At 50.1% G+C, this 13,141-nt stretch carries 15 protein-coding genes; 3 read left to right on the top strand and 12 right to left on the bottom strand.

All coding sequences use genetic code 11. The features are described from left to right. Nucleotides 1-39: 39 nt before the first annotated feature. Nucleotides 40-1,386, top strand: a complete 1,347-nt coding sequence (locus tag CIB36_RS11570) for a CCA tRNA nucleotidyltransferase (protein WP_093989688.1) — start codon at nt 40-42, stop codon at nt 1,384-1,386. A 16-nt stretch (nt 1,387-1,402) separates the two neighbouring features. Here CIB36_RS11570 and CIB36_RS11565 read toward each other — a convergent pair whose 3' ends face one another. The 12 genes from CIB36_RS11565 to CIB36_RS11510 all read right to left on the bottom strand — a co-directional run bounded on the left by CIB36_RS11565 (nt 1,403) and on the right by CIB36_RS11510 (nt 11,933). After that, on the bottom strand, nt 1,403-2,740 hold the full coding sequence (locus tag CIB36_RS11565) for a prenyltransferase/squalene oxidase repeat-containing protein (RefSeq protein ID WP_093989687.1): 1,338 nt from the start codon (nt 2,738-2,740) through the stop codon (nt 1,403-1,405). A 167-nt stretch (nt 2,741-2,907) separates the two neighbouring features. After that, on the bottom strand, nt 2,908-4,305 hold the full coding sequence (locus CIB36_RS11560; protein WP_093989686.1) for an oxaloacetate decarboxylase subunit alpha: 1,398 nt from the start codon (nt 4,303-4,305) through the stop codon (nt 2,908-2,910). Nucleotides 4,306-4,323: 18 nt separating this feature from the next. Continuing rightward, nucleotides 4,324-4,710 carry a biotin/lipoyl-containing protein gene (locus tag CIB36_RS11555; RefSeq protein ID WP_093989685.1) on the bottom strand — a complete coding sequence of 129 codons (387 nt, stop codon included), beginning with the start codon at nt 4,708-4,710 and terminating at the stop codon, nt 4,324-4,326. 32 nt (nt 4,711-4,742) lie between these two features. Next, nucleotides 4,743-6,179 (bottom strand): acyl-CoA carboxylase subunit beta, encoded by a 1,437-nt coding sequence (locus CIB36_RS11550; RefSeq protein WP_093989684.1) that lies wholly within the window; start codon nt 6,177-6,179, stop codon nt 4,743-4,745. A gap of 156 nt (nt 6,180-6,335) precedes the next feature. Then, the gene (locus tag CIB36_RS11545) at nt 6,336-6,698 is read right to left on the bottom strand and encodes a hypothetical protein (protein ID WP_093989683.1); all 363 of its coding nucleotides are present in this window, start codon (nt 6,696-6,698) and stop codon (nt 6,336-6,338) included. 48 nt (nt 6,699-6,746) lie between these two features. Next, the gene (locus CIB36_RS11540; RefSeq protein ID WP_093989682.1) at nt 6,747-7,487 is read right to left on the bottom strand and encodes a pseudouridine synthase; all 741 of its coding nucleotides are present in this window, start codon (nt 7,485-7,487) and stop codon (nt 6,747-6,749) included. A gap of 39 nt (nt 7,488-7,526) precedes the next feature. Further along, a complete protein-coding gene (locus tag CIB36_RS11535; protein ID WP_093989681.1) occupies nt 7,527-8,699 on the bottom strand; it encodes a D-alanyl-D-alanine carboxypeptidase family protein in 1,173 nt (390 codons plus the stop codon). 44 nt (nt 8,700-8,743) lie between these two features. Then, nucleotides 8,744-9,172 (bottom strand): GerW family sporulation protein, encoded by a 429-nt coding sequence (gene ytfJ, locus CIB36_RS11530; RefSeq protein ID WP_093989680.1) that lies wholly within the window; start codon nt 9,170-9,172, stop codon nt 8,744-8,746. Next, nucleotides 9,165-9,866: a DUF2953 domain-containing protein gene (locus CIB36_RS11525; RefSeq protein WP_093989679.1), complete on the bottom strand. Its 702-nt coding sequence runs from the start codon at nt 9,864-9,866 to the stop codon at nt 9,165-9,167. Before CIB36_RS11525 ends, ytfJ begins: the two co-directional genes overlap by 8 nt. 31 nt (nt 9,867-9,897) lie before the next feature. Continuing rightward, on the bottom strand, nt 9,898-10,476 hold the full coding sequence (scpB, locus tag CIB36_RS11520) for an SMC-Scp complex subunit ScpB (protein WP_229408243.1): 579 nt from the start codon (nt 10,474-10,476) through the stop codon (nt 9,898-9,900). Nucleotides 10,477-10,515: 39 nt separating this feature from the next. Next, entirely contained in the window at nt 10,516-11,256 is a 741-nt protein-coding gene (locus CIB36_RS11515) for a segregation and condensation protein A (RefSeq protein WP_093989677.1), read from the bottom strand. A 14-nt stretch (nt 11,257-11,270) separates the two neighbouring features. Then, nucleotides 11,271-11,933 (bottom strand): site-2 protease family protein, encoded by a 663-nt coding sequence (locus CIB36_RS11510; RefSeq protein ID WP_093989676.1) that lies wholly within the window; start codon nt 11,931-11,933, stop codon nt 11,271-11,273. 223 nt (nt 11,934-12,156) lie between these two features. On the opposite strand from CIB36_RS11510, the gene rpmB reads away from it, so the two are divergent. Both rpmB and CIB36_RS11500 read left to right on the top strand, forming a co-directional pair. Beyond that, nucleotides 12,157-12,345, top strand: coding sequence for a 50S ribosomal protein L28 (gene rpmB, locus CIB36_RS11505; RefSeq protein WP_093989675.1), 189 nt, complete (start codon nt 12,157-12,159; stop codon nt 12,343-12,345). A gap of 196 nt (nt 12,346-12,541) precedes the next feature. Further along, nucleotides 12,542-13,135 carry a flavin reductase family protein gene (locus CIB36_RS11500; RefSeq protein WP_093989674.1) on the top strand — a complete coding sequence of 198 codons (594 nt, stop codon included), beginning with the start codon at nt 12,542-12,544 and terminating at the stop codon, nt 13,133-13,135. Nucleotides 13,136-13,141 lie beyond the last annotated feature (6 nt).

Below are 13,141 nucleotides of genomic sequence, written 5' to 3'. Positions count from 1 at the left end.
GCCAGTTAATTGATAGAAAAAAGAGAGGAGCAGCCACTCATGCCGGTTCAGATCACACCGCCCCAACAGGTCTCTGCCATCCTGGAAAAACTGGCGAAAAATGGATTTGAAGCCTATTTGGTAGGCGGTTGTGTCCGGGACTGCCTGCTGGGCACGGATCCCATTGATTGGGATCTAACCACCAACGCCCGCCCGGAACAGGTCAAAAAGGTTTTCGCCGCATATCCTGTACTGGAAACAGGGATCCGGCACGGCACTGTAACCGTCCTGCTTGACCATGTTCCCATTGAGGTCACGACCTATCGTTCGGACATTGGATATACAGACCATCGGCACCCGGATGCCGTTCGCTTCACCCCCGACTTACGGGAAGACCTTGCCCGCCGGGATTTTACGGTCAACGCGCTGGCTTGGTCGCCGGAAACCGGCTTCATTGACTATTTCAACGGGATCAACGATCTGGCGCAGCGCTGCCTGCGCTGTGTTGGGGAGGCTTCTGTCCGTTTTGAGGAAGACGCTCTGCGCATTTTACGTGCCCTGCGTTTCTCTTCTGTACTCGGATTTTCCATCTCTCCGGATACTTCCGCCGCGATCCATCAGAAAAAGGAGCTTTTGTCTTTTGTGGCGGCAGAACGGGTTCAGAAGGAGCTTTCCCGGTGTCTTTGCGGAAAGAACATTCAGGAGATCCTGCTGGATTACCCCGATGTTCTCTCACTCTTTATTCCGCAGCTTTCACGGATGAAAGGCTTTGAACAGCACAATCCACATCATGTTTACGACATATTAGAACATACTGCCAAGGCAGTTTCTGTCATCGAGCCGGATCCTGTGCTGCGCCTTGCCATGCTGTTCCATGATACCGGAAAACCAGACTGTTTTTCTATTGACGAAGATGGCGTCGGACATTTTTACGGGCATGCTCAAAAAAGCGTCCAAATCGCAAAAAAAGCGCTTCAAACCCTGCGGTTTGACCGTACCACAATAGAGAACGTACTTTTTTTGGTCAAATACCATGACACCATGCTCCCTACAGAACGCAAGGGGATCAAACGCTGGCTGAACCGTTTTGGGGAAACCAAACTGCGCCTGCTGCTTCCAGTCAAATACGCCGACACCCTGGCCTTAGCTCCCGAATATCATCACAGGCTCTCCGAATTGCATGACTTTTCTGAAATGCTGGAAACGCTTCTTCAGGAGCAAGCCTGCTTTTCTGTTTCCCAGCTTGCAGTGAATGGAAATGACTTGATCCAAGCTGGCGTCACAAAAGGACCGCAGGTGGGCGTGGCTCTGGAATTTTTACTAAATGCTGTGATAGAGGAAACTGTTCCCAATGACCGCGAACAGCTTTTAAAATATTGGAAAGAACAAAAAGGAACCGATCAATAAACCGGTTCCCTTTTTCCTATTCATGTATTTCATCATGATCTTGCTGTTCCTTTTGCTTTTTTTGCTGTCTGGAACCGGCCAAATTGACCACCGCCGCCGCAAGGATCACCACAATGACCGCAGAAATGATGACCGTGATCTTAACAGGACCACGAAGGGGCTCTCGTTCCACACCGGAAGTATCTGCTGACGATGCGGAATTTGTATCCTGCAATGGGTTGGAAAGCTGGTAAGGGTTTTTTCCTTGTTTCATAGATGAGAGAGCTAAAATAGCATATTCCGTTGCAACAACGTCACTATCCTGATCCAGCATCTCGCTGAACCCGCCATCAAGCCGTACATACCGCATCAGTACCTCATTCAAAGTATGATTTTGCTTGACAAACCGTTCGTCATCTAAAGGAATATCCAAGGAAATCAGCGCCGTCAGCACCTTTGCGGTCGCGGAGGAGGATTCTTTCCCCCTGTCAAGAAATATCCCGTCAGGCTGCTGTGTTTCAGACAAATAGGAAAGTCCTGCCTGGACCGCCTCTTGATAATCGACCTGTCTTTCCTGGTAATTGGAAAGGACGGTCAAAGCCAGCGCTGTACTGGAAGGGGTGCTACTATGATTCAGAAGCTCTGCAAAACCACCGTCCTCATTCTGATACAGCAAAAGCTGTTCCAACAGGCTTGTCCGGGTATTCCGCGCTGTTTCTTTTACACAATATTGATTGCTGTCCAATGCCAGCAAAGCGTATACGATCGTATTTAGTTCCTGAGAATCATAGTCGGGATAATCTTCGATCCCCTTGATAAAATCCGTACCAAGCACATTTCTGGCGCTGTATCCGCAAAAGGTCGTATTAAGGGCTGTGTATTCCGTGTCCAGAATTTCCTGCTCCCCTTCTTCGGCCGAAACCTGTGCAATATAGGCTGTTACCAGTTGGGCAGGAGCCGGCTCCCCCGCAGTTCCCATACAAAAATAATATAATTCCCCCTGATGGGAGATGGTCAGCCAATCACAGGCAAGCGCCAACGTAGCTTCGGTTTCTTCGTTCCAGTATTCGTTGGAAGGGATCGCCATAGACTGTGTTTGGTCCGCCGTATCTTTGGAAACTGATTCCGGCGCGCCTTCTTCGGAAAGCGTTTCGCTCTCTGGTTCCTGAGAAGAAACCGGTTCGGAACTTTCCTCCGGAACAGACTCCGGGCTTTCCTCCCCGCTGCTTTCTGCCGATTCAGAGCTTTCCGGCACGGTGCTTTCGGAAAGGAGCCCGCTGCTTTCCAATTCCTCTTGCGCGCTCACCGGGAAGGCGATCAAGGAAAATAACAGGAACACCATCAAAACAACGCTTGATTTGAAATTGGTTTTCATGTTTCCCCTCCCCTTTCCGGCTTTCATGTTTATCAATCAGACTTAATTATATTATATACGGTTTCCCGACAAAAATCTATCCGTATAATCGACAAAAATAAGTTCCTGAACCCAGCTTATCAAAGCAAAAGCCATATCCGGAAACCCAGATATGACTTTTTTCTTTCTTATACCGGATGTACCTGATTTGCAGCATCTGCATGCGCAGAATCAATCCCCAGTTTTTTATTTCTTCTATTTTCAAAGAATTTCACAGCCACCTGTCCAAACTGAGCGTAGCTCAGAACATCTTCGTCCTGCTCTACCCAATCTGCGCATTCCGCACGCAGCTTGTCAAGCTCTGGTTCCAGCAGATCAGCAGGACGGCAGTCGATCGGTTCGGCGTCGCCAATAATCTTCTTTCTAAATTCCGGATCAATCTTGACCGGAGTTTTTCCGTATTCACCGCGGACCAAGCCTTTAAATTCTTTGGTTACCATCTTATAGCGTTCGCCCATGATCACGTTGAACACCGCCTGGGTACCAACGATCTGAGAGGTCGGGGTAACAAGCGGAGGCATTCCGGAATCTGCACGGACCCTTGGCACTTCCTGAAGCACTTCGGTCAGTTTGTCTTCCTTGCCAGCCTGTTTGAGCTGAGATAAAAGGTTGGACAGCATTCCGCCCGGCACCTGATAAATCAACGCATTCGCGTCGGTTGCCAGCATCTTCGGATCAAGCAGTCCGGAATCCAAATATTTCTGACGCAGGGTCATGAAATAATCCCTGATCTCATTCAGCAGCACCAAGTCCAATCCTGTGTCGTATTCTGTCCCACGGAAAGCGGCGACCATAGATTCTGTCGGAGCATGGGAAGTACCCAGCGCCAACGGGCTCATCGCGGTGTCAATGATATCTACCCCGGCTTCTACGCCTTTGAGCAGGCACATGGAAGCCAAACCGGAGGTATAGTGGGTGTGCAGCTGCAACGGCAGGTCAACCTCTGCTTTGATCGCTTTGGTTAGTTCCGCAGCTTTGTATGGGGTCAGTAGCGCAGCCATATCTTTGATGCAGATCGAATCAGCGCCGGCATCGCGGATCTGTTTTGCGTAGTTGACATAATATTCGTCAGTAAAGGTGTCGCCCAAGGTGTACGAGATTGCTACCTGTGCGTGAGCGCCCTCTTTCTTCGCGGCTTTGATCGCGGTTTCCAGATTTCGGATATCGTTGAGCGCATCGAAAATACGGATAATATCAATCCCGTTTGCCACAGATTTCTGCACAAAATATTCCAGAACATCGTCTGCATAGTGACGGTAGCCCAGCATATTCTGGCCTCTGAAGAGCATCTGCAGTTTGGTGTTCGGCATCTCTCTTCTGATAATGCGCAATCTTTCCCACGGGTCTTCATCCAAAAATCTCAAGCAACTGTCAAACGTAGCTCCGCCCCAGACTTCAGCGGAATAGTATCCAACCTTATCCATTTTGGACAGGATCGGAAGCATTTCGTCGATGGTCATACGGGTAGCAATCAGAGATTGGTGAGCATCACGCAAGACGGTTTCAGTAATTTTAACTTTTGCCATCTTTACATCTCCTCCTTATTAGCCAATAGTAGCCAGAGTCTGGTTGGTTTCTACGCTGTCCCCAGATTTTACAACGATAGAGGTGACGGTTCCGTCGCATGGCGCAACAATGTCATTTTCCATTTTCATTGCTTCCAGAATCATGATGACCTGACCCTCTTTTACTGCGTCGCCAACATTTGCTTTCACGCTCATAATGGTGCCTGGCATTGGAGCTGCAACTTTTGTGCCAGCGCCCGCAGCCGGTGCTGGAGCAGGAGCGGCTGCCGGAGCCGGTGCTGGAGCAGGAGCAGCGCCCGCGACCGGTGCTGGAGCAGGAGCGGCAACCGGAGCAGCGCCGGCGGCAGTTTCCTCTACAGCAACATTATATTGTTTTCCATTTACAGTAACACTAAAATTTCTCATAATTAAATCCTCCTTACGATCCTATCAAGCTCTTACAGCGGCATAATAGCGTGTTTTTTCGGCAGATTGCTGACGCGTTTTCCGGCCAGCATTTCCATGGAACGGATGATTGCAGCACGGGTGTCTTCCGGCGCGATCACATCGTCTACATAACCGTTTTCAGCAGCTTTGAACGCGCCCGCAACGGTGTTTACATATTCATCGACCAATTCCTGTCTGGACTGTTCCAGGTCAGTGGTCCCTTTCAGCTTGTCATGGGACAAAAATTCTACTGTCGCCTCTAAGCCCATTGCAGAGATCGCAGCGGTGGGCCAAGCGTAGCAAACATCAGTGTTTGCATTGGAGGCCAGCGCCATGTAAGCCGCGCCGATGGCCTGTCCGCAGATCACGGTGATCTTTGCAGTGGTCGCTTCCGCATAAGCGTGTGCAAGGCGCGCGCTCTTTCTGATCAGTACCGGGCAAGCAGTCACTTTAAAGCCCTTGGTGTTTACCAAAGTAATGATCGGGAGGTTGAATGCATCACAGACACGGATCAGGCGGGTAGCCTTATCACATGCGTCGATGTCCAGTTCCCCTTGCGTTTCGTTGTTGGCAATGATTCCTACCGCGGCGCCGGAAACAGTAGCCAGCGCGGTAACAATACCCTTTCCAAAATCAGCCTGAAGCTCTACCACACTGTCAGCGTCTGCAATTGCTTCGACAACCGATTTCGCGCACATATTGTCTACATCTGCATAAGCCTTGGCAATCAAATCCGCCGCCTGTGCATTTTCAGCAGTTTCAAACAACGGAGCCGGAGCCAGGTTGTTCTGCGGGAACATGGAAACGATCTTTCTCACTTCTTCCAAAGCAGCTTCGTCGTCAGCCGCGATCACCGAAGCGATCCCGGACTTCGCCGCAAAGCCGGCAGTACCCGCTTCTTTATCTTCACCCTTCGCATTGGTGACGAACGGTGCGTTCAGGAATAGTTCGCCCTTTTCAGACATGACTAAAAAGTCTGCGCCGCACGCAAGCAGCGCGGAAGTCCCTGCGCAGGTGCCCAAAACGACGGCAACCTGAGGAACGACCCCGGAAAGGGTGCTTGTCTTCGCTAAAATTTCGCCGTAGGCATCCAGCATTTCGTTGGCTTCGGATAATTTTGCGCCGTTGGAATCAAATACCCCAACGACAGGACAGCCGGTTTTTGCGGCCAGATCATACAGTTTACTGATCTTCTTCGCATGCGCTTTGCTGACGGCGCCGCCGCAGGCGGTCACGTCCTGAGAATAAGCGTAAACAAAGGTGTCCCCCACATATCCATAGCCGGTCACCACGCCGCACAAGCCTTCTTCATTCATCCCTGCAAACGCATCAAGCTCTACAAACGTACCTTCGTCGTATAAAGATACCAGCCTCGATCTTGCAGGAGTGTCCTGAGAAGTTTTTTCGACGTATTCAGCAAGCTGATTCATCTTGCTTTCAGGATTCATTACTATTCCTCCGTTTCTCCTTAACATGGATGTCCATGTCTACGATTGATTTTTTCATAATTGAACTGGCAACGCTGTTTTTCCAGCGTACCATTTTCAAAATTTCTCCAGTATTTATTATACACATATTATTTAAAAATAACAAGTTTTCCCGGTTCACGCTTTGCAATTTTTGCAATTATGAATGATTTTTGTTAAGGAATTAACAGAAAATCCATCGTCCTGCACAAAATGTAATTGAACCAGCATTTCATGGTCAATTTTTTCATCAAATACCGCGTGCTCCAGCCCTAAATCCATGGCGCTTGCAAACACCGCGCGCACCAGCCCGTCAAAGATGTCCGGCTCCACGCTGGAAACATTCACTATCTCGACTACGTCTCCTTTGATATTGTACAGGCAGCTTGCCTTGATCTCCCTTTTTTCCACGCAGACATAGGCAAACTGCGCGTTTTGCTGATAAATGCGGTTCAACCGCTCCAGCATGGCCTGCTCCGTTACCGGCAGCAACTGAATCATAAGACCCCTCCTAAAAAGATCAGGCCGGACGCTGCCGGCCTGTTTTGTTTAACTTTTTACCGGCTTTTTTACCGCGGTGCGGATAGCTTTCAGCTCTTCCGCAGTCAGTTCCCGGCAAGTGCCCGGTTTTAGCATTCCCAAACGGATCGGACCGAACGCCGTGCGTTTTAACCGGGCCACTTCCAGCCCAACCGCTTCGCACATCTTGCGAACCTGGCGGTTGCGCCCTTCCCGGATCACCAGCTCCATCACGACACGGTTATTCTCCTTGGACAGCACCCGCACTTCGGCCGGCGCGGTTTTCCTGCCGTCGATATAAACCCCCTCGGCAAGCTTTACCGCCTGTTCATCGGTGATGTCGGGACGCACCGTAACGCGGTAGGTTTTGCTGACCGCACGGGAAGGATGCATCATATCATTGGCAAAATTCCCATCGGAAGTGAACAGCAAAAGCCCTTCGGTGTTTAAATCCAGCCGTCCCACCGGGTAGATCCGAACGTCGGTCTGGGGCAGCAGTTCTGTGACGCAGCGCCTTCCCCTGTCATCGCTCATTGAGGTGATATACCCGCGCGGTTTATTCATCATCAGGTAAACATGCTGTTTTTTCCGGGAATAGTAAAGCCTCTCCCCGTCGATCGTAATGATGTCATGGACCGGGTCGATCTTCTGGCCGATCAAAGCCGGGTGTCCGTTTACCTTGACCCGCTTCTGGCCGATCAGTTCTTCCGCCTTCCGCCTGGAACAAAACCCTATATCTGCAATTACTTTTTGAATCCTAACTTTTTCCATGTTCTTTCTTTCCTTTCGTCTGATCTCCCATCAGTCGTTTTATGTGCTTTTTCCCAGCAGGCTTTCAAACCATTCCCTGATCCTGTCAGAAAAACTTTTTTCCACCTCTGTGATCTTCTGTTCAACATCCTCCCCAACAGTCAGCGGCACCTCTGCCAGTACCTTATCCCCGGACAAATAGCGCACTGTGCCCACCACCTCCCCGGCCTGCACCGGGGCATAGTAGAACGGCTTCATCAAGATCTGTTCGGTGATGTCGCCCGGCTTGCCTACGGTGTGCACCACCGCATCCTTGGGCGCGCTGACGCGGAATTCGTCAGCCATACCGCCCACTACGTTTCCCGCAAGCTCGGTAGTATCCGGTTTTAAAACGGTTTCCTGCACCAGGGAAAAACCGTAGTCAAACAAATTTGCGTGATCCACCCAGTCATTGGGATCGTCCAAGGTCACACAAATCAGCGTGACCCCATCCCGTTCCGCCGCAGAAACCAGGCACCGTCCCGCTTTTTTGGTAAAGCCGGTCTTTACGCCAATACATCCGTCGTAATAAGACAACAGACGGTTGTGGTTGGAAAGCCACCGGTCAAACGGCGGGCTGCCAAAATTGAGCTTTGCCTTTGGGCTGCTGCACAGTTCCCGGAAACGGTCGTTTTCCAGCGCTGTTTTGGCCAGCAGCGCCATGTCATACGCAGTGGAATAGTGTTCCTCGTCATGCAGGCCGCTTGGCGTGACAAAGTGGGTGTTCTCCATCCCGATCTCTTCCGCGCGCTGGTTCATCAGCTCCGCAAATTCCGGGATCGAGCCGGAGATCCGCACCGCCGCAGAATTGGCCGCGTCATTGCCGGACGACAGCAGCATCCCCCCCGCCAATGCGTAAAGGGAGACCTGATCGCCCTCTGTCAGCCCCATGGAGGAGCCTTCTACCCTGATCGCCTCCGGGTCCACAGTAAAATATGTATCCAACTCCGGCTGCTCCAGGGTTATGAGCGCCGTCATGATCTTGGTGGTACTTGCCATCGGCAGCCGGACGTCTTCATTCCCGGAAAGGATAATCGTCCCGCTTTGCGCCTCCATCAGCACAAATGCCTTTGCCGACTGCGCATAAACATCGGCAGACCGGGCGCTGACAACCGGCACACTGCCCGCCAGGCCGATCCCCAATGCCATGCAAAACAAACACGCTTTTTTGATTAGTTTCTTCAATCCTATCATCACCTGCCCGTTTTATTGTATGCGGGCAGGAAGATGATTAGAAATTATTCTTCTTCTATTTTGATATCTGCCGATGACGCGTCTTTCGGGGACTTCTTTTCTTCCGGCTTGTCCTTTTTAAACAGCTCGCTGATTTTGTCCAGCACTTCCGGCACCATGTTTACCACATTATTCGCCGTGTTGTCGCTGGAAGTCATCTGCAGCAGTTTTACATTGCCTTGGTACACAACCAGAAACGCGAGCGGCTGAATGGAAACCCCAGCGCCCGACGCGCCGCCAAAAATATCTTTCGGCTGTTTGGACGGAATATCAGACCCGCCGGAAGCAAATCCGAACGAAACCTTGGACACCGGAATGATCACAGTCCCATCCGGGGAAAGGATCGGTTCCCCGATAATGGTATTCACGTCAACCATTTCCCTAATTTTCTGCATCGTTGTGGACATCAGTCCCTGAATTGGATGTTCACTCATCTTTGACACCTTCCTTTATCTGATTCACTGTAGGAGTTTGTTCCTCTTTGGTTTTTAAAAACATACTTCTTATGATATTGGTTAGCATGCCCAATCCGCCCCAAATTATCACACCCAAACGGATCTTCACCTTAAAATGTGTTTGCTGGGTGATGTGGTCGGAGGTAAAGTCCGGCCGGATCGAGCAGTGCTTTACCCGCACCTTGATCTGGCTTTTTAAAAATGCCAGTGTATTGCTGATCGCGATCCCGATCCCGGCATAGGTCAGGGCGGTCTTATCCGCCGATTCTGTCCCTACCGCCATGTCAAGGTACACACCGGTCAGCCGGGTATGCCGCAACACAAACAACGAAGGCGAAAAGACAGATTTGATCAAATTCAAGATCAGAAAAACCGTATCGGAAAAACTGTCCTTTTCCTCCTGCTTGCCGGCAGAGCCTGGTTTTGCAGCAGTTTTTTTCTTTTTCTCGCCGCCCTTTTTCTTCTTTTTTTTCAGGGTGTTTTGTTCTTCCTTTTCCAGTTTTTCAGCTTCCTTAGCCGCGGCCTTCAGGTCATGCTCCGGGGATTTTACATCAAATTTTATCCCAAACATCCCGACTTTAATCCGTACAGCGTCGCTGATGCTGACATACAGGGTAACGCTAAAGGACAAAAGCAGCGCCAGTACCGCAATGATGATCCCAACAACAAGCAATGCTTTCCTTCCTTTCTTCCCCTATTTTCCGCTATTCCTGCACCACGATCTCCTCTAACTGGATCTGGCCGCTTTCATCAGGCAAAGGCGGCAGCTCCTTTAACGAGGAGATCTGGAAGCTTCGCAGGAAATTATCGGTAGTCTGGTAGGTGATCGGCCTGCCCGGCACGTCTAAGCGGCCGGCTTCCTCCACCAGTCCCTTTTCTACCAGATTATTGACCGTCTGCGAGCTGTCCACTCCGCGCACCTGCTCTACAAAGCTTTTGGTAACAGGCTGGTTATAGGCGATGATCGCCAGCGTTTCCATCGCCGCCTGGGACAGCGGCGTGTTCCGCTTGATCTCCAGAGCGTGCTTGATGCAGCCTTCATATTCTTTTTTAGAGCACATCTGGTAGCTTTCCCCCAGCTTTACCACCTGCACCCCGTGCTCCGGGGTTTGGTACTGTGCCATAAATTCCGGCATCAGCCCTAACAGCGTCTGCCGGTCGATCTCCACAGCCTCTGAAAGCCTGTCCAGTGCGACCGGTTCCCCGCTTGCAAACAACACGGCTTCGATCATGCCGTAGTATTTTTTATACTCCATTCTCATCACCTTGCTTCTGTGAACCATGTCCGGCCGCTTCAAAAGAAAAGCCGCCCTGTGGCCGTTTTACTGATATTCCGCTTCGTCAAATTCTTCATCAGACCCGGCGGCTTCCCGGTTAAAGTAGACATAGGTATTCTCCTCGTCCACCGTGATCCGCTTGGATTTCATCAATTCCAAAATTGCCAGGAAAGTGGCTACCATCTCGCTGCGGTCCCCGCTTTGGGAAAAGAAATCCTGATAACGGGCTTTCCCTTCGGAATACAGACGGTTTAATACAAAAACGATCCGGCTGGTGACTGACACCATCCGCCGGGACACAATGCCGGAAAAGGCTGTCCGTGGCGGAGGAAGGTTTCGTTTCGCCTTTCCCGCTGCCTCCTGATAGGCCTTAAGCAGAACGCTGACGTCATGGGTTTGGCGGTATGTTTTATCCAGTGCGATTTTTTGCGGTTCCCTGACAAAGATATTATGGCCCTCAAAACGCTCCTTTAGACGGGCCGCCACTTCTTTACAAAGCTGGTATTCCAAAAGTTGTCCCTGAAGCTCCTGTTTCAGGGTTTCCGCTTCTTCATGCTTGGGCAGCAGGGAAACGGTTTTGATATACACCAAATGGGCCGCCATCGCCAAAAAATCGCTGGTCACCTCCAGATCCGCCATCTTCATCTGTTCAATGTAATCCAGATACTGCTCCAACAACGCGGTGATCGGAATGTCGTAAATATTCAATTTATGCTTCGCGATCAAATGAAGCAGCACATCCAAAGGCCCTTCAAAGACCTCCAGTTTAAATTCCAGTTGTTCCATGCGGTAATTTTCCTTTATATTATCCTTGCCAGCAGGTCAATAAAACCGGTCAGAAAATCGATGCCCCGGTAAATCAGCCCGCTGAGCATCCCCATTGGCAGGCGCAAGATCCCTAAATAGATCAGTGCAAACAGACCTAAGATCATAAACATCTGGTACTTCTGTTCAAATACCATCAGCCGGTAATTGAGCCGGTCGGAAAGGAAAAAGCTCAACACCTTGGCCCCATCTAAGGGAGGGATCGGGATCATGTTAAAGATCGCCAGCCCAATATTGGTGCTGACCATGATCGAAAAAACCGTTTGCAGAATATACCCTGCATTCAAAGACATCGGAATAAAATACCCGCAGATCTTAAAGATCAGCAGCAGCACGGCCGCCAGTAGGATATTGGAAACAGGCCCTGCCAGTGCGGAAATGGCCATCCCAGCTTTGCGGTTTTTAAAATAATTCGGATTGATGGGGACCGGCTTGGCAAATCCAAATCCGGTAAGCAGCAGCATCATAGTGCCGAACAGGTCAAAGTGTTTGAACGGGTTTAACGTCAGCCTTCCCAGTTGTTTGGCAGTTGGGTCGCCCAGTTTATACGCCACCCAACCATGGGCGCATTCATGGACCGGCAGGGCGGTGATCACCACCAGCAGCCGGACGGCGATTTGCATCGCATAATCTGACATCAGTATAAGTTCCTTCTTCTTTAATTTGCACGCAAATCCAGTGCGGCTCTGTGATTAACATTATATCGGGAATACGGTAAAAATACAAGGGCACGCGCTTTAATTTTTTGAGAAACTTCTAAAATTTTCACTTTTTTTCGCAAAAACACTTGATTTTGTCCTTTGAATCTGTTAAAATAACAACGTTAGTCAATCCAAAGTAAGTCGAGGGAGGTGCAGATGAATGGCTAAATGTGATATCTGCGGTAAAGGCGTTACTTTCGGTATTAAGGTTTCTCACTCGCACAGACGTTCCAACAGATCCTGGAAACCTAATGTAAAAAGAGTGAAAGCGATCGTGGACGGCAAACCATGCCGCGTGTATGCTTGCACCCGTTGCTTGCGTTCAAATAAAGTAACCCGTGCGATCTAGTGCCGAAATGACATGCAAATAAAAAAGAGCTGGCTTCTTTTTCAAGTAGTCAGCCTTTTTTTATGGGAATAGGAGAAGAGGATCGTGTGAAAAATACTTTTTCACACCCCGTTTTTGTGCCTTTTCCGCAAAAAGCAAAGCGGCGATCGGTTTCGCCGGCCGGCACAAATTCCGAAGAAAGGAATGATTGGATTTTATGAAAAAGATTCAGTGGAAAGGCGGGGCCTTGCTTGCGCCCATTCCCCCGGCCATGGTCACCTGCGGGACAGAAGAAGAAAAAAACGTGCTGACCATTGCCTGGACCGGCATCATCAATACTATTCCGCCAAAAACCTATATCTCGGTGCGTCCTTCCCGGCATTCCTACCGGCTAATCAAGGAAAACGGAGAATTTGTCATCAACCTAACAACCTCCTCCATGATCCGTGCGGCAGATTTCTGCGGGGTCCGTTCCGGCAAGGATTTGGATAAATTCGAGGCCTGCGGTTTGGAAACGGAACCGGGATTTACGGTAAAGGCTCCGGTGCTCTCCCAAAGCCCGGTCAGCTTGGAATGCAGGGTGACCCAGATCATTCCCCTAGGTTCCCACGATATGTTCCTTGCCGATATTACCGCGGTGGACGTAGACCCGCAGTATCTGGACGAAAACGGAAAGCTGTGCCTTTCTCGTTCTCATCTGGCGGCATTCGCCCACGGGGAATATTTAGAGCTTGGGAAAAAGATCGGAAGCTTTGGCTTTTCCGTCCGGAAAAAGCGGAAGAAAAACCCGCATTTAAGAAAGAAAAAATAATCAGAA

Source organism: Massiliimalia timonensis (genome assembly GCF_900186585.1).
Lineage (GTDB): Bacteria > Bacillota > Clostridia > Oscillospirales > Ruminococcaceae > Massiliimalia > Massiliimalia timonensis.
This window is presented reverse-complemented; position numbering and strand designations above follow the sequence as displayed.